General features: G+C 71.5%; 17 protein-coding genes. 9 read left to right on the plus strand and 8 right to left on the minus strand.

Annotated elements, in window-relative coordinates; translation table 11 throughout:
• Positions 1-267: 267 nt before the first annotated feature.
• The 3 genes from AB0M95_RS20155 to AB0M95_RS20165 are packed head-to-tail and all read right to left on the minus strand — an operon-like array spanning position 268 to position 1,780.
• On the minus strand, positions 268-1,122 hold the full coding sequence (locus tag AB0M95_RS20155; RefSeq protein WP_363766573.1) for a hypothetical protein: 855 nt from the start codon (positions 1,120-1,122) through the stop codon (positions 268-270).
• A gap of 23 nt (positions 1,123-1,145) precedes the next feature.
• Positions 1,146-1,376, minus strand: a complete 231-nt coding sequence (locus AB0M95_RS20160; RefSeq protein ID WP_363766576.1) for a sigma-70 family RNA polymerase sigma factor — start codon at positions 1,374-1,376, stop codon at positions 1,146-1,148.
• Positions 1,268-1,780 (minus strand): sigma factor, encoded by a 513-nt coding sequence (locus AB0M95_RS20165; RefSeq protein ID WP_363766579.1) that lies wholly within the window; start codon positions 1,778-1,780, stop codon positions 1,268-1,270. The genes AB0M95_RS20160 and AB0M95_RS20165 overlap by 109 nt, the downstream gene beginning before the upstream one ends.
• 29 nt (positions 1,781-1,809) lie before the next feature.
• Between AB0M95_RS20165 and AB0M95_RS20170 the strand changes: the two genes are divergently transcribed.
• From AB0M95_RS20170 to AB0M95_RS20195, 6 genes are all read left to right on the plus strand, one after another.
• Positions 1,810-2,457, plus strand: a complete 648-nt coding sequence (locus AB0M95_RS20170; RefSeq protein WP_363766582.1) for a class I SAM-dependent methyltransferase — start codon at positions 1,810-1,812, stop codon at positions 2,455-2,457.
• A 124-nt stretch (positions 2,458-2,581) separates the two neighbouring features.
• The gene (locus AB0M95_RS20175) at positions 2,582-3,502 is read left to right on the plus strand and encodes an STM4015 family protein (RefSeq protein ID WP_363766585.1); all 921 of its coding nucleotides are present in this window, start codon (positions 2,582-2,584) and stop codon (positions 3,500-3,502) included.
• Complete coding sequence (locus AB0M95_RS20180) at positions 3,499-4,665, plus strand: STM4014 family protein (RefSeq protein WP_363766588.1); 1,167 nt, start codon at positions 3,499-3,501, stop codon at positions 4,663-4,665. Before AB0M95_RS20175 ends, AB0M95_RS20180 begins: the two co-directional genes overlap by 4 nt.
• Positions 4,662-5,468: an STM4013/SEN3800 family hydrolase gene (locus AB0M95_RS20185; protein ID WP_363766591.1), complete on the plus strand. Its 807-nt coding sequence runs from the start codon at positions 4,662-4,664 to the stop codon at positions 5,466-5,468. Before AB0M95_RS20180 ends, AB0M95_RS20185 begins: the two co-directional genes overlap by 4 nt.
• Positions 5,465-6,751, plus strand: coding sequence for an STM4012 family radical SAM protein (locus tag AB0M95_RS20190; RefSeq protein ID WP_363766594.1), 1,287 nt, complete (start codon positions 5,465-5,467; stop codon positions 6,749-6,751). Before AB0M95_RS20185 ends, AB0M95_RS20190 begins: the two co-directional genes overlap by 4 nt.
• Before the next feature lie 82 nt (positions 6,752-6,833).
• Positions 6,834-7,718, plus strand: a complete 885-nt coding sequence (locus AB0M95_RS20195; protein ID WP_363766815.1) for an STM4011 family radical SAM protein — start codon at positions 6,834-6,836, stop codon at positions 7,716-7,718.
• Between the two features lie 51 nt (positions 7,719-7,769).
• On the opposite strand, the gene AB0M95_RS20200 is transcribed toward AB0M95_RS20195, so the two are convergent.
• Entirely contained in the window at positions 7,770-8,975 is a 1,206-nt protein-coding gene (locus AB0M95_RS20200; protein ID WP_363766597.1) for a DUF6745 domain-containing protein, read from the minus strand.
• Between the two features lie 242 nt (positions 8,976-9,217).
• Positions 9,218-9,538: a hypothetical protein gene (locus AB0M95_RS20205; protein WP_363766600.1), complete on the minus strand. Its 321-nt coding sequence runs from the start codon at positions 9,536-9,538 to the stop codon at positions 9,218-9,220.
• Between the two features lie 468 nt (positions 9,539-10,006).
• Here AB0M95_RS20205 and AB0M95_RS20210 point away from each other — a divergent pair, with 468 nt between their 5' ends.
• Positions 10,007-11,302, plus strand: a complete 1,296-nt coding sequence (locus tag AB0M95_RS20210) for an epoxide hydrolase family protein (protein ID WP_363766603.1) — start codon at positions 10,007-10,009, stop codon at positions 11,300-11,302.
• A gap of 52 nt (positions 11,303-11,354) precedes the next feature.
• Here the strand turns inward: AB0M95_RS20210 and AB0M95_RS20215 are convergent, their stop codons facing one another.
• A complete protein-coding gene (locus AB0M95_RS20215; RefSeq protein ID WP_358514301.1) occupies positions 11,355-12,026 on the minus strand; it encodes a helix-turn-helix domain-containing protein in 672 nt (223 codons plus the stop codon).
• A 321-nt stretch (positions 12,027-12,347) separates the two neighbouring features.
• Entirely contained in the window at positions 12,348-13,568 is a 1,221-nt protein-coding gene (locus AB0M95_RS20220; RefSeq protein ID WP_363766607.1) for a cytochrome P450, read from the minus strand.
• A 268-nt stretch (positions 13,569-13,836) separates the two neighbouring features.
• Between AB0M95_RS20220 and AB0M95_RS20225 the strand changes: the two genes are divergently transcribed.
• Positions 13,837-14,178 (plus strand): DUF3147 family protein, encoded by a 342-nt coding sequence (locus AB0M95_RS20225; protein ID WP_358514305.1) that lies wholly within the window; start codon positions 13,837-13,839, stop codon positions 14,176-14,178.
• Positions 14,175-14,588 carry a DUF3147 family protein gene (locus AB0M95_RS20230; protein ID WP_363766611.1) on the plus strand — a complete coding sequence of 138 codons (414 nt, stop codon included), beginning with the start codon at positions 14,175-14,177 and terminating at the stop codon, positions 14,586-14,588. Before AB0M95_RS20225 ends, AB0M95_RS20230 begins: the two co-directional genes overlap by 4 nt.
• A 54-nt stretch (positions 14,589-14,642) precedes the next feature.
• Here the strand turns inward: AB0M95_RS20230 and AB0M95_RS20235 are convergent, their stop codons facing one another.
• Positions 14,643-15,362 carry a hypothetical protein gene (locus AB0M95_RS20235; protein WP_363766614.1) on the minus strand — a complete coding sequence of 240 codons (720 nt, stop codon included), beginning with the start codon at positions 15,360-15,362 and terminating at the stop codon, positions 14,643-14,645.
• Between the last annotated feature and the right edge of the window lie 11 nt (positions 15,363-15,373).

Below are 15,373 nucleotides of genomic sequence, written 5' to 3' on the forward strand. Positions count from 1 at the left end.
CACCCGACGGCACGACGATATGCCCCTGAACGGCGTCCAGCCATACGACACCGTGGTGCGCGGGATCGCGACCAGGGCGACGACGACGGTGCGGGCGCCGAGGCCCGCCGTCGATACGACGCCCGCGGCCTACCGGCGGTCGTTCCGCTGAGGCGACCGGACCCCCGTCACGGTCGCCGCCATCCGGACCGCCGCCCGGGCCGCCGAACGCGTGGCCTGGACCGGGAGATCCGGTCCAGGCCAGGTCGATTGGTGCCGGACGCCCGGTCAGGGCTTTCCGGTGGGCTTGTCAGTGGGCCTGTCGGTCGGCTCTCCGGTGGGCTTGGGCTTGTCGGCCGGTTTGTCGGCCGGGGGCTGCTGGACCTCGTCGGCGGGCGGGGCCGTGACCGTCACCGGGATCCCGAAGTCGCTGAAGTCCATGACGTCCCGCTGGCCGTTGTCAGCGAAGGTGATGTCCAGGCGCCGGACCCGCCCCTGGTCGTCCACGTCCACAGAACCAGTGGCCGGGCTGGACGTGCTCTGCTCCTTGCCGGAGCCGGGCCCCTCGGACTTCAGCGAGAACGTGAACCGCTTCCCCGCCCAGCCGGGGCCGGAGGCCGGGCCGCTCTCCCGCACGTCGGTGGCCGAGCGGAGTTGCCGCAGGGCGGCCTGAGGGTCCTGGGGAGCGAGCTTGACCAGGGCGGTGGCCGGCGGCACGTCCTTCCTCTCCGACTCGCCGCGCGGGTAGACCGTCCACTTCGCCGCGCCCGGCTCCCGTACGTACATCAGGTCGCCGACGAAGCGGGTGTCGGTCGTGCCTCCGCTCCCCGTGAGCTCGCCCACGTGCCGGACGGGATCGATGGCGCCATCGGCCTTCTTGATGCCGGCGTCGACGTGGATGCGGTAGCTCTCACTGCCGGTGTTCTCGACCGCGGTGGCCACCTGGGCCTGCGCCGAGGGCTGGTTCCCGGGCAGCAGCAGCACGGTCGCCCCCACCGTGGCGGCGACACCGCCCGCGGCGAGCATCGGCACCAGGGACCGGACCCGGCTGGGCTTTCGCGCGACCGCCGTCATCAGATCGATGCCCGCGGGCCGATCCGCGGTGGCCTTGATGAGCAGTGTGCGCAGTTCTTCCTCGTTCATGGACGGCTCCTCTTGTAGGTGTCTCACCGGATGCCACTCCCTTGGCGCTCGGTTCGGTTGACCACCGTTTCGGGTGAGATCAGCCGCCGCATCGCCTGCAGACCGCGGTGCGTGTGGGATTTGACCGTCCCCGGCGAGCAGCCCATCAGATCGGCGACCTCCGCTTCGGGCAGGTCGGCGAAGAAACGCAGCACCAGGGCCGTGCGCTGCCTGGCGGGCAGCTTCCCCAGCGCGTTGCGAACGTCCTCGGCCACGGCCCGCGCGTCCGCCACGTCACCGGGACCAGTTCGGGCATTTCAGCGCGCGGGATCTCACGGCGCCACCGGGCGCGCCACCAGGATCGGTGGGTGTTGACCAGAATGCGGCGCAGGTAGGCGTCCGGCTCGCTGCTGGTGTCCAGCCGATGCCACACCTTGTACAGCTTGCCGAGGCAGGACTGCATCAGATCCTCGGCCGCGTGCCAATCCCCGGTGAGCAGGACCGCCGTTCTCAGATGATGTTCTCCCCGGTGCCGCACGAATTCCGCGAAGTCCGCGTCCACCCGGTCTCCTCTCGTCGGTGACAGCCACCCCCTGACACTCCCTAGGGCCCACCCCAGGTTGACCGGAAGCACGCGGAATCTCCGTAAAGGCCCGCTGACCGGGCCGCCGGAGCGCATTGTCGGTGGCCGTTGCGAGGATCGTCGCCATGGCAGACCTCACCTCCGCGATCACCGACTACTGGGACGCCGCCGCGGCCGCGTTCGACGAGGAGCCCGACCATGGCCTGCGGGCCGAGCGCACGCGCGCGGCGTGGGACCGGCGCCTGCGCGCCTGGGCGCCCCCCGCTCCGGCCGACGTCCTCGATGTCGGCTGTGGCACCGGCTCTCTGTCCGTGCTGCTGGCCGCGGCCCGGCATCGGGTGACCGGCGTGGACCTGGCGCCGCGGATGATCGAACACGCCCGGGCGAAGCTGGCGGTGGCCGGGCTGTCCGGACGGTTCCTGGTCGGTGACGCCGCCGATCCGCCCACCGGCGGCGAGCGGTTCGACCTGCTGCTGTGCCGCCACGTGGTGTGGACGCTGCCCGACCCGCAGGCGGCGCTGCGCGCGTGGGTCGCCCGGCTCCGTCCCGCCGGCCGCCTCGTGCTGGTCGAGGGACGCTGGGGTGAGGCCGGGCGGCCCTATGTGTCCGGAGCCGGATCGCTGCGGTGGAGCGGCGGTGTCGGCGCCGATGAGCTGGCCTTCGCCGTGGGGCCGCTCGTCGCCGGCCTGCGCGTCGAACCACTCGGTGACGACGCCGACCTGTGGGGCGGTCCGGTGGACGACGAGCGCTACGCGCTCATCGCTCATCTCTAGCGGGCCTGAGCGGGCAGCGGCGGTTCCGTGGATTTCGAGCGGGCCGGCCCGGCGCGCTCATAGATTCTTAATTGTCGGCGGTGGCTGCTAGAACTTGACTCCCCCGCCTTGTTGAGGAGTCCTTGTGATCCACGAACATCTCACCGAATTCCACGGCCTTCGCGTCCGCGACGCCGGCGACGAGGAAGCGCGCGGCGCCTCGCAGGTCGCGTGGCGCGTCGGCGGAGATCCCGACGAGGACGGCGAGGGCATCGCCGGCAGCTTCCAGCAGTTGTTCGACGAGGTCGACTGCGGCGTCGTGCGCGCACTCGTCGTGGGCTCGTGGGGGTGGAGCCACGACGGCGACACCGCCGCCGTGCCGGTGGGCCTGCTCGTCGAGGCGGCACACCGGCTCCCCGCGCTGGAGGCGATCTTCCTCGGCGACTACGTCAGCGAGGAGTCCGAGATCTCCTGGATCGGCCAGGCCGACGTGACACCCCTGCTGACCGCGTACCCCCGGTTGAAGCGGCTGGACGTGCGTGGCAGCGAGGGCCTGGAGCTCCAGCCCGTCACCCACACGTCGCTGGAGACCCTCCGCTTCGAGTCCGGCGGGCTGCCCGCGGCGGTGGTCCGCGCGATCGGCGCGTCGTCCCTGCCCGCGCTGCGCCACCTGGAGCTGTGGCTCGGCGAAGAGAACTACCACGGCGACTCCGGGCCGGAGGACTGGGCGCCGATCCTCGCGGGCGGTGGCCTGCCCGCGCTGCGTCACCTGGGTCTCCAGGACAGCGAGCGGCAGGACGAGGTGGCCGTCGCCATCGCCACCGCGCCGATCGTGGCCCGGCTGGAGTCGCTGGACCTGTCCATGGGCGCCCTGACCGACGAGGGCGCCGAGGCGCTGCTGTCCGGCCAGCCGCTCACTCATCTCAAGCGGCTCAACCTGCGTCACCACTTCCTGAGCGAAGAGATGACCGCGAAGCTCGCGGGCGCGTTCGGCGGAGTCGAGGTCGACCTGTCCGACCGGCAGAATCCCGATGACGATTGGCGCTTCATCGAGGTGTCCGAGTGACGGTGCTCGACACGGCGGGGGCGGCCCCGGCGTCGGCCGATCCGCCCGGCCCGGCGCCGCCGTTCGTGGTCGTCGGCACGCCGGGCGACCGGCGGGTGACCATGTTCGCGGAGGCCCTGCGGACGCGCGGCCTGCCCGGGCCGCTCGTCGTCCCCTGGCGTGATGTGCTCGCCGGCGCCGAGCTCCGCATCCCCGAGCGGGCGTACGTCCGCGTCGACTCACCCGGCGAGGACACCGAGGCGGACGTGCTGCTCCGCGGCCCCGGCGACCCGACCCGGGTCGGCGGTGGGGCGTCCTGGCATGCCGCGTTCGTGCGCGGCCTCGAACGTGTGCGGCGGGCCGTGGCGCGGACGCCGGGCGCGCGGCTGCTCGGGGACGTCGGCGAGATCGCCGTGATGTTCGACAAGCGGCGCGCCCACGCCCGCCTGGGGGCCGCGGGTGTGCCCGTGCCGCCCGCGCTGCCCGCGCCGATCACCGGCTATTCCGGCCTGCGTGAGAGCATGGCGCGCGCCGGTTGGAGCCGGGTGTTCGTCAAGCCCGCCCACGGCTCGTCCGCCTCGGGAATCCTGGCGCTCCAGGTCAGCGGGCAGAGGATCAGCGCGGTCAGTTCGGTCGAGCTCGTCCGCGGCCGAGGGGACGCCCGTCCTGACGGCCTCGAACTGCACAACTCGCTGCGCGTGCGCACCTACACCGACGAGGCCGACCTGGCGGCGATCATCGACAGGCTCGCCCCCGACGGGCTGCACGTGGAGCGGTGGTTCCCGAAGGCGTCGTCCGGCGGGCGCGTCTTCGATCTTCGCGTCGTCGTGATCGGCGGGCTGCCGACGCACGCCGTCGTGCGTGCGAGTCACGTGCCGATGACGAACCTGCACCTCGGCGGCGTTCGCGGCGACATCGAGCGGGTCCGGGCCCGGCTCGGGGCGGACGGGTGGCAGCGGGCCATGGGCGTCTGCGCGCGGGCGGCCGCCTGCTTCCCCGGCTCGCTCATGGTGGGGGTCGACCTCATGGTGGGCGTCACCTGGCGCCGCTTCGCCGTGGCCGAGGTCAACGCCTTCGGAGACCTGCTGCCCCGGCTCACCGGCCTGCCCGACGCGGGCGCCGCCGGTCTGGACTGCTACGCCGCGCAGGTGGACCACATCCTCGCGGCCCGGAGCGCGGCATGAGGGACATGGGCCCGATCATCGGCACGCACGACCTGCTGCTGGTCACCCTGGACACCCTGCGCTACGACGTGGCGGCCGGCCTGCTCGGCCGGGGCAGGCTTCCGACGCTCGCGAGCGTGCTGCCGGGCGGCGTGTGGGAAAGGCGGCACGCGCCGGGCAGCTTCACCTATGCCGCCCACGCGGCGATCCTGGCCGGGTTCCTGCCCACCCCGGCCGGCCCGGGCCCGCACCCCCGGCTCTTCGCCGCGGCCTTCCCCGGAAGCGAGACCACCGCCCCGGGCACCTGGGTGTTCGACGCCGCCGACCTGCCGGGCGGGCTGGCCAAGGCGGGCTATCACACGGTGTGCGTCGGCGGGGTCGGCTTCTTCAACAAGCTGACACCGCTCGGCTCGGCGCTGCCGTCGCTGTTCGCCGAGTCGCACTGGCGGCCCTCCTTCGGGGTCACCTCGCCTGCCTCCTTCGAGGAGCAGATCGCGTGCGCCGAGCGGTCGGTGCGCGACCGCGCGGAGCCGGTGTTCCTGCTCGTCAACGTGTCGGCGCTGCACCAGCCGAACCACTTCTACCTGCCCGGCGCGACCGGCGACTCGCGCGCGACGCACGCCGCCGCGCTGGAGTACGTCGACCGGCACATCGGCCGCCTCTTCGCGCTGATGAGCGCGCGACGGCCATGCCTGGTCATCGTCTGCTCCGATCACGGCACCGCCTACGGCGAAGACGGATATGTCGGTCATCGCATCGGCCACGAGGTCGTCTGGACGGTGCCCTACGGCGAATTCGTGCTCCAGCGAGGGGAGTGGACGTGAGGCCCTACGAAGGGTATGTATACGCCTATCCGCACAAGACGGCCTACCGTCCGCTGGACCCGAGGCCCCCGCTGCGGGAGGTCTGGGCGGACGAGCGCACCGACGCGCTCTTTCTCTACCTGCACGTCCCCTTCTGTGAGATGCGCTGCGGCTTCTGCAACCTGTTCACCAGGACCGGAGCCCCGGCGGACCTCGTGGCCTCGTACCTCGACGCGCTCCAGAATCAGGCGGAGGCCGTCCGGCAGGCGTTGCCGCCCGGCGCGCGTTTCGCCACCGCGGCCATCGGCGGCGGCACGCCCACCTACCTTGAAGCGGAGGAACTGGCCAGGCTGCTCGACCTGGCCGAGCGGTCCATGGGGGCCGACTTCCCGGCCATCCCGCTCGGCATCGAGACCTCCCCGGCCACCGCCACGCCGGACCGCCTGGCCGTCCTCGCCGAGCGCGGCACCACCCGGGTCTCGATCGGCGTGCAGAGCTTCATCGACGCCGAGGCCAGATCCGCCCTGCGCCCGCAGCGCCGCGCCGAGGTCGAGGCCGCGCTGGCCGCCATCCGCGAGGCCGCGTTCCCCGTGCTCAACATCGATCTGATCTACGGCATCGACGGCCAGACGCCGGCCACCTGGCGCCACTCCCTCGACGCCGCCCTAGCCTGGCGTCCGGAGGAGATCTACCTCTACCCGCTGTACGTCCGGCCGCTCACCGGGCTCGGGCTGCTCGCGCACGACTGGGACGACCAGCGGCTCACCCTCTACCGCCAGGGCCGGGACCACCTGCTGGCCGCCGGGTACGAACAGGTATCCATGCGGATGTTCCGGGTTCCGGGTACTACCTCCGCCACCGAATACCAGTGTCAGAGCGACGGCATGGTCGGCCTTGGCTGCGGCGCGCGGTCCTACACGTCGCGGCTGCACTACTCCTTCGAGTACGCCGTGGGCGTGCGGCACGTGCGCGCGATCATCGACGAGTTCGTGCGCCTGCCGCGCGACGCCTTCGCCGTCGCCAACGTCGGCTTCGCGCTCGACGACCTCGAACGGCGGCGCCGCCATCTCATCCAGTCCCTGCTCCAGGCCGAAGGCCTCGACCGCGCCGCCTACAAGGAGCGCTTCGGCGCCGACCCGCTCGACGACTTCTCCCTGGACGCGTTCGCCTCGCGCGGCTGGGTGGAGGAGGACTCCGCCCGCGTGCGCCTCACCCCGGAGGGGATGACTTATTCCGATGCCATCGGCCCCGCCCTCTTCTCGCCCCGGGTCCGCGCCCTCATGAACTCCTATGACCTTCGCTGACCCGCCAAAGCTGTCTATCTGGGACATCACGCCGCGGCACGTGCATTCGCTGCCTGTGGAAGACGCCTCGAAGTCCGGCGACCTGAGCAGCAGGCCGACGGACCCGAGCGTCAGGCCGGCCGAGCTGACCATCCTCTACCGGGGCCCGCTGGCCAGCTGTGACTACGACTGCGCGTACTGCCCCTTCGCCAAGCGTCGCGACAGCCCCGCTCGGCTGCGGGCCGACCGTGAGGCGCTCGCCCGCTTCACCGCCTGGATCGCGGCGCAGGACTTCCCGATCTCGGTGCTGTTCACGCCGTGGGGCGAAGGGCTCGTCAGGTCGTGGTACCGTGCGGCGATGGTGGACCTGAGCCATCTGACGCACGTGCGCAGGGTGGCGATCCAGACCAACCTGAGCACCCGGCTGAGCTGGCTCGCGGACGCGGACCCGCGCACGCTCGCCCTCTGGGTGACCTACCACCCTAGCCAGGTGACGCACGAGCGGTTCCTGGCCAAGTGCCGCGAGTTGCTCGCGCGAGGGGTGCGCTTCAGCGTCGGCGTGGTCGGTCTGCCCGAGCATGCCGAACCGGCCGGACGGCTGCGGGAGGACCTGCCCGCCGAGGTGTACCTGTGGATCAACGCCGCCGAGGGGCACGTCTACTCCGACGAGGAGGCGGCCTTCTGGACGGCCATCGACCCGTTGTTCGGCTACAGCAGGCGGCCGCACCGCAGCCTTGGGCTGCCGTGCCGTACCGGCGAGAGCGTGGTGTCGGTCGACGGCGAGGGCACGGTGCGGCGGTGCCACTTCGTCACGCGGACGATCGGCAACCTCTACGACGGCTCGGCCCTGCGCGCCCTCCGGCCACGGCCGTGCCCCCTTCCCGTATGCGACTGCCACATCGGATACGTGCATCTCGAACCCCTCGACCTCTACAGCACCTTCGCAGGAGGCCTCCTCGAACGCGTCCCCGCCACCTGGCCACACTGACCGGATAGAGCAGCGGGTCGTACTCCTGCCCGGTCAGGCGGGGGGTGGCGGTCAGGTTTGTTGTTGTGGGGTGTACTGCTCGGAGGTGAGGTTGAAGGTCCAGGCGACGCCTTGGCGGGCGGTGGTGACCCACGGCGGTACTCGGAGGAAGTAGGTGCGGTACGTGCCGTCGGGCTCGGGGGTCGAGTTGACGACCTCCACCATGGTGAGGGGCTCGTCGTCGCCCAACTCCGCCCTCCAGAGCACCCCGGTGTCGTCCTTGTGGACGGAGGCGGCGCCGGACTCACGCAGGTACCGATCGAACCCGTAGTGTTCGAGCATCACCCGCCGTAGCTCGGCGTTGGGCTCCTGCCGGATGCGCGGCGCGGACAGGTCGGCCATGGCGGCGCCGAAGTCCGCGGGGACGGGCATGCCGTGCCAGGCGTGCAGGGCGAAACCATCGGGGAACGCGAGAGCGGGCCCCTCGGCGCGGTGCAGGCGGCCCAGGTCGTCGCGGTGTATCTCGGACGGGCGTTCGCACATCAGCACGACACGTTCGAAGGGCCACCACCAGCCGGCCTCCCTGGACACCTGGATCATGCCGCTCAGCGGGGTGAGATCCACCACGGAGGCTCGCCCAAGGGCGTCGAAGAACGCGAGCCAGGGAGCGTCGTGCTGGCCGAGCACGGCGTCGAGGGTGGCGCGCCGCAGCAGTGCCTCGATTTTTCCGTCCGCTTCGGCCGGACGGGTCCGGTCGTCCGGTTCAGGTCGGCGGGAAGACGCGTCGGGTGTGCCGGCTTGCGCGGGCGCGATGGCCAGGCGGCCGACGCCTCGCCGGATCTCGCTCACCAACCGGTTCACCCTCGGCCAGAAGCCCGTGCCGACGAACTCCCAGGCCGCCGCCCAGCCGGCGGGCGTGAGAGCGGCGGCCGCCTGGGCGCGCACGCGTTCCCACGGTTCGGTCCTGACGCGGTCGCGGACGAGCGGCCCGGTATCGAGCTCGAGGAGCGCCGGGGAGAGGACGTCGAACTCGCGCATGACGCCGCGGGCTTCCGGGTCGCCGGAGAGGGCGACGGCCGCCACCGCGGCCTGGGTCGGCGAGCGGAACCAGACGATCTGCTGCGGTTCCGGCAGACCGGCGGCGCGATAGGCGGCACGGACGCCGTCCTCGGCGGCGGCGCGGTCCGCCGGGCCGGTGGCATGGGCGGCGAGATCCCACCTGGTCACGGCGTCGGCGAGATACGCGGCCGGCTCAGGGGAGAGGGCAGGGGTGCTCATGGCTTTCCTCGATTGTCAGGGGTGAGTCGTAGGCCTGGCGGACATCAGGGCGGTCCTCAGGACGTGGGATGGACCTGGGGTTTCGGGGACGAGCGGCGGCCTGAAAGGTGCCAAGGTGAGTGGTGGCTCCAAGGCTCTCGGGTGAGCGGTGGGGCAGGCGGTTGCCAGGAGCCGGCGGTCCGGCATTTGCGGGGATGGGAGCCGTGGCCGACGGGTTGTGGCGACAGGGAAGGGCGTGGCCGTTAGTCGGCGACGTAGCGGTGGTAGGAGCCGGGCACGTATTCGCGTTGCCGTACGACCCGGAACCACCCCTTGGGCAGGGAGATGGCGGCATGTTCCTCGTGCACCAACCGCCCGCCGTCGGGCAGGTGGAGGAACTCGGGAAAACCGAAATCGCGGCTCAGCAGTAACGTGCCCGGACCCGGGACCGCGTGCGCGTGCCCCGTCGCCTCGCCGAGTGCCAGAACCAACCGGCCGCGCGCGTCACGGGGCGCGGCCTGGAGATGCGCGGGCACCGACTCGGCGGCGACCGGCATGATCAGAATGTCTCCCTGGCGGAACACTGGAGCCTCCTCGTCATCGATCGAGGCCATCGGTCCAGGCCGTCGATCGGGGTCACTGCTCCAGAAGGTAGAGGACGGCACCGACAGTTCCGCCTCGCGGAACCAGGCCGCCAGAACCGGCCGCGACCGATGCCCGCCGGCTCGGATGGCTGTATTCGCGGCTTCAATTACGCCAATTCACGGCGAATTTGAAGTGTCAAGTGCGCTGCGTGACAATGACGCCATGACAGGGGAGCGCCCGCACGAGCCGCGGTCCCGTGAATCCGAGGCGCCATGTCCGCGCGGCTGTGACGGTTCGCGCCCGTTGGCCGCACTCGGGCACGGTGCTGTGGGCGCAGTGGTAGGGGGTGCCCCAGAGACGAACGGCAATTCTTGATTCTTCAGGTGTGCTTTCCTAACGTCCTAGTCGACGCGTCGAACAAAGGTTTCTCGTCGTCGGTCGCGGCCGGCGCGCGCAAGGGAGTGCACATGTCGAAAGAAGGGCACGCCACGTCACGGCGTGGAGTGCTGAAGGGTCTTGTGGCGGCGACGGTCGCCGCGCCGCCGGCCTTGGCGCTATCCAACGCCTCACCGGCGTTCGCCGGGACGGCCACGGTGACGGCCGGGGGGCTGGACCTGCCGCCCGCCACCGAGGCGATCACTCCGCTACGCCTGTACGTCCCCTCGTCGGTCCTCACCGACCTGCGTTACCGGCTGGCGAACGTCCGCTGGCCGGTCGAAGAACTGGTGACCGACTGGTCGCAGGGCACGCCGCTGCGCCGCTTGCAGAGGCTGGTCGAGTACTGGCGCACTCGCTACGACTGGCGGCGCCTGGAGAACCGGCTCAACTCCATCGGCCAGTACCGCACGCTGATCGACGGCGTGAGCGTCCACTTCCTGCACGTGCGGTCCCCGCATCGCGACGCCACGCCGATCATCCTCACCCACGGCTGGCCGGGTTCCGTCGTCGAGTTCCTGGACGTCATCGGACCGCTCACCGACCCGACCCGCTACGGCGGGCGGCCCGAGGACGCGTTCCACGTCGTCGTGCCGTCCATGCCCGGTTTCGGCTTCTCCAGCAAGCCCACGGTGACCGGCTGGAACTCCGCGCGCATCGCCGCGGCCTGGATCACTCTCATGCAGCGGCTCGGCTACCAGCGCTACATCGCCCAGGGCGGTGACTGGGGTGGTACGGTCACCACCTTCATGGGCAAGCTCCGGCCGAGGGAACTCGCCGCGGTTCACCTGAACTTCCCGATGCTGATGGGCGCGCCGGTGTCGCCCGAGCCGACATCGGAGGAGCAGGAGGCCCTGGCGCAGATGGCGGAGCACGGGGCCAATGGCGCGGCCTTCTCCCAGGCCATGCGGACCGAGCCGCAGACGTTCGCCTACGGCCTGACCGACTCTCCGGTCGGTCAGGCGAGCTGGATCTACGAGAAGCTCGCCATTTGGAGCGACAGCGGTAAGAATCCCGAGAGCATCTGGAGCTACGACCAGATTCTCGACACCATCATGATGTACTGGGTGCCCGACAACGCCGCCTCCGCCGCGCGGCTGTACTGGGAGGGCCTCGCCACGGACTACATCACCCAGGAGCTCGACCTGCCCGTCGGCGTCAGCGTGTTCCCCAAGGAGCTGTACCGGCCCCCGAGGATCTGGGGCGAGCGCGTGTACCGCGACCTGCGGTACTGGAACAAGCCCGAGCGCGGCGGCCACTTCGCCGCCTTCGAGCAGCCGGCACTGTTCACGGAGGAACTGCGCAGGTTCGTGCGCCTCGTGCGCTGACCCCGCCGGGGAGCGCGGCGAGACGACGCCGCGCTCCCCGGCGCCGAGCGGGTCAGCGGTCTCCGAGCAGGGCCGTGCTGAGCCCGCACACCGCGATGATCAGGTTCTCACCCAGCCGCCGCCAGGACCGCTCGGCGGCGGCCGGGCCGACCCGCCCGTGCGCCAGGTCGGCCTCCAATTCGGCGCACATGTGCACGATGAGCTGGCGGATCATCGCCCCGTACTGCTCGGACAGCTCGGGATCGTCGTTGCGGCCCTGCAGGCGCCGGATCTCTTCCAGGCGCCGGAACGACGGGGCGTCCAGGTGCGCCCGGATCGCGTACTCGCGCAGATTGGGGTCCACGACGGCCTGCGCGAGGAACCGCCCGTACCAGGACGGTGTGCCCAGCTCGATGTGGTGCTCGATGGCCGGCGCGATCACACACGTGATCCATTCCCGGCGGGTCACCCGGCCCGAGGGGTCGAGCGCGGCCACCATCCGGATCCGGTGCCTCTCGATCCCGGCCGCGTGCCGCGCCAGGATCGCCTGGATGAGCTCGTCGCGGGACGTGAAGTGGTACTGCACCGCGGACTTGTTGCGCTGGCCCGCCGCCTCGCCGATCTTCCTGACGGAGACGTTCGCGAACCCGTGTTCCGCGTACAGTCGCTCCGCCGTGTTCATGATCTTGTCCCGGGCGATCAGCGAGCGGGGAGACAGTGTGGTCGCCGCCGCGGACAGTGTCATTCCGCACCGACCTTCATGACCGCTCCCTGGTCTCGTCCTCGTTCGCTCCGGTTCAGGAGGGCCGCCCGCCGGAGTGGCCCGCAGATCGTCATGCGGGCGGTCGTCGGGCCAGGGTACCCAGAACGACCTAGATGTCCATCTTAATCACCGACCGGTCGGCCGCCCACGCGCGGTGTTCCGGCGACGAGGGTGACGAGGGTGAAGGGCGGCCTACCTGAGCTCACGAGGCAGGTGACGGCGCGTGGCTCACGGGAGAGCCGCGAGAGGGGTCGGCCACGGCGCGGGACACGCCCCGGCCGGCCGCTCACCGTGCCGCGGTTTTCACCACGTCACCCACACGTCTTCCAGCCCGCCGGACATCCCTCCGGTGCGCAGCCGGAGATCCTGGGGGGCGTCCCGCAGGTTGAGGGTCGGCAGCCGCCGCGCCAGAGTGCCCAGCACGACCTGAAGCTCCAGCCTGGCCAGCGGCTGCCCGAGGCAGAAGTGCGGCCCCGCGCCGAAGGTGAGGTGCTGGTTGTACTCCCGGAGCGGGTCGAACCGGTCCGGGTCGGGGAACTTGCGCGGGTCCCGGTTGGCGGAGGGCAGGTTCGGGATCAGCGTCGTCCCCGAGGGCACGTGGGTCTCGCCGAGCTGGACGTCCTCGGTGGCGAACCTCGGGATGCCGCCGATGGCGGCGAGAGTGGTGTCCAGGCGCAGGACCTCTTCCACGGTGCCCGGGATCAGCGCCGGATCGTCGATGACGGCCTCGAACCGCTCCCGCTCGGAGAGCAGCATCGCCGCCATGATCGCGATCATGTTGGACGTCGTCTCGTGGCCCGCGAGCAGGATGCCTCGGACGGTGACGATGAGCTCGGCCTTGCTGAGCCGCCCGTCCTCGGCGTCGGTGATCGCGATCAGCTCGCTGAGCAGGTCGTCTCCGGGGTCGGCCCGCCTCCGGTCGACGAGATCGGACACGTACGCGTCGAAGTCCCGGTACGCCCCGTCCACGTCACTCTGGGTGTAGCGCGTCAGGGTGAGCATGACACGGGACCAGTGCGCGAACTTGTCCTGGTCCGTGCTCGGCGCGCCGACCAGCGCGCAGATGACACGCACCGGCAGCGGGAGCCCCAGCTGGGACGAGAGGTTCGCGGGGGAGCCCTTGGCCACCATGGCGTCCACCAGCTCGTCGGTCATCTGCTGGACCCGGGGCCGCCACGCCTCCATCTTCCGGATGGTGAAGGAGCGGCTGAGCAGCCGCCGCCACCGCTGGTGTCCCGCCCCTTCGGTCATGTTCTCGGCGTCCGGCCTGGGACGGTTGAACAGGCCGCCGTCCTCGGTGGTGGAGATGCGCGCCGCGCCCTCCCGCGCGAGGTCGCGGGTGAACCGCGGGTCCGCGATCACCGTACGGGCGTCGTCGTACCGCGTGACGACCGTGGCGACGTCGCCGCTGGGCAGCCGTACGTGCGCGACCGGACACCGCTCGCGAAGTTCCGCCAGCTCGGGCGGCGGCTCCAACGCCGTTGCGCGGTCGAAGGGGAAGTCGGGGATCGCGTCGGCAGTCATCGTGTCCCTCCAGCTCGAAGACCGGGCGCTCCCACTCTAAGGCGGTCGCCTTACTAAGGCAATGTCCTTGAGTCAGGATCCGAGGTCCGCCCGGCCGCCCCGTCCCAACGAACGGCCAGATTTGGGAACGGCCTGGTGCTGCCGGGAGATCGGATGGGAACTGATACCGGAAACGCGACGCGCGCCGCAGGGCCGAGGGGGCTCCGGCGGCGCGATGACGACGCGGGAACCCGCTCCGGCGGCGACTCGGGGCCGAGGGGGCGAGCATGTGAGCGAGGCGTGGTCGATCGCTTTGCGCGGGCTGTGCGGGGGCCTGCTCGTCACGGTGTTCGCCCTGATCGGCGAGATGGTGAGCCCCAAGCGCTTCGCCGGCATCTTCGCCGCGGGCCCGGCCGTCGCCCTGGCGGGGATGAGCGTGACCTTGGTGTTCATGGGGAGCCGGCACGTCGCGCAGTCCGCGCTGGGGATGATCGTCGGGGCGGTCGCGCTGGTGGCGTACTGCGCGACGGCGGCGCCTCTGGAGGAACGCCTGGGCGCGATCGCCGGCTCGGTGGTCGCCATGGCGGTGTGGGCGGCCGTGGCCGCGATCGGCTGGTTGCTGATCAGATGAGCCCCCCGGACAAGATCCAGATCGAGCCCGCGAAGCTGCGCCAGATCGCACCGGCGGCCATGGCGCTGCGCTTCGCCTTCGGGGCGGTCGTCTCCATGGTCTCCGGCTGGGTGGGCGGCCGCTGGGGTCCGCTCGAGGGCGGAATCTTCCTCGCCTTCCCGGCGGTCCTGGCCGCCACCCTCACGCTGATCGAGACCGAGGAACGCAACCGGATCCTGGCCGCTCAGGACGCGCGCGGCGCCGTGCTCGGCGCGATCGGCATGATCGCCTACGCCCTGTGCGTGTGGACGCTCGCCACCCGGATCCCCGCCGTCGCCGCGATGGCGGCCGGGACCGCGGCCCGGGCGATCGTCGCCATCGTCCTGTACCGGCTCACGTGGGGCAGCGGCCGGGACCGCGGAACGCCGTGAACGGCCGCGCCGGCGCGTCGAACGCGGCGAGCGCCGCGCGGGCGGCCGTTCAGGTCAGGAGAGGCGCTCGATCGTCACGGGGATCAGCCCTTCCAGGCGGACCATCTTCGTGAGCTCCCTGAGCAGTGCGGCCAGGACGTCCGCGGATCGGCCGCCCAGCAGGGCCGTCACGTCGAGGCACCAGGCGATGCCCGGGCCGATCTGGTGCAGCCGCCAGCTGAAGGAGTCCGGGGGGACGTGCAGGTGGGACGCCCCGGAGACGCGCGCCCGTGAGCCGTCGCCGGACGCCGTCCAGGCCGTGTGCAGGCGGCTCAGAGCGGCGTCGTCCACGTCGTTGGCGAAGAGGACGCGGTAGAGACGTTCCTCGTGGAAGCCTGCGGGAACCTCCGGAGGGGTGAAGACCAGGGGAGGGGAGTGGGGCAGCGGCGCGGTGTCGCGGAAGTAGGTGCGCAGCGTCGCCTCGGCGGGCAGGGGGCGTCCGCTGAGGCGCCGGTACACGGTCTCGGCGTCGTGGCGGTCGATCGGGGTGATCCGCCGGCGTAGGTCCGGGTTCGTACGGACCTCACGGCCGAGGGCGGCGGAGCTCCACCAGCCGCCGTCCGCGGTGGTCCATCCGGCGTTGTCGAGGCCGGTCGCGGTGTGGTCGTCGGCGAGCACGAATTCCTCGACCAGGATTCCGGCCGGCCGCCGGGCGGTTCCGCCGTCGTCGTCGGCCGCGATCAGGTAGTAGTCGAGGGACGCCCCGCTCGGCACCGCACCCTGCGCACCGGCCACGACCGCACCCC

The organism is Sphaerisporangium sp. NPDC051017 (assembly GCF_040683095.1).
Lineage (GTDB): Bacteria > Actinomycetota > Actinomycetes > Streptosporangiales > Streptosporangiaceae > Sphaerisporangium.

Coding starts and splice junctions, on each gene's coding strand:
- AB0M95_RS20155 (WP_363766573.1), bottom strand. CDS start 1,122: ATGAACGAGGAAGAACTGCGCACACTGCTCATCAAGGCCACCGCGGAT.
- AB0M95_RS20165 (WP_363766579.1), bottom strand. CDS start 1,780: ATGCGCTCCGGCGGCCCGGTCAGCGGGCCTTTACGGAGATTCCGCGTG.
- AB0M95_RS20170 (WP_363766582.1), top strand. CDS start 1,810: ATGGCAGACCTCACCTCCGCGATCACCGACTACTGGGACGCCGCCGCG.
- AB0M95_RS20185 (WP_363766591.1), top strand. CDS start 4,662: ATGAGGGACATGGGCCCGATCATCGGCACGCACGACCTGCTGCTGGTC.
- AB0M95_RS20200 (WP_363766597.1), bottom strand. CDS start 8,975: ATGAGCACCCCTGCCCTCTCCCCTGAGCCGGCCGCGTATCTCGCCGAC.
- AB0M95_RS20210 (WP_363766603.1), top strand. CDS start 10,007: ATGTCGAAAGAAGGGCACGCCACGTCACGGCGTGGAGTGCTGAAGGGT.
- AB0M95_RS20215 (WP_358514301.1), bottom strand. CDS start 12,026: ATGACACTGTCCGCGGCGGCGACCACACTGTCTCCCCGCTCGCTGATC.
- AB0M95_RS20220 (WP_363766607.1), bottom strand. CDS start 13,568: ATGACTGCCGACGCGATCCCCGACTTCCCCTTCGACCGCGCAACGGCG.
- AB0M95_RS20230 (WP_363766611.1), top strand. CDS start 14,175: ATGAGCCCCCCGGACAAGATCCAGATCGAGCCCGCGAAGCTGCGCCAG.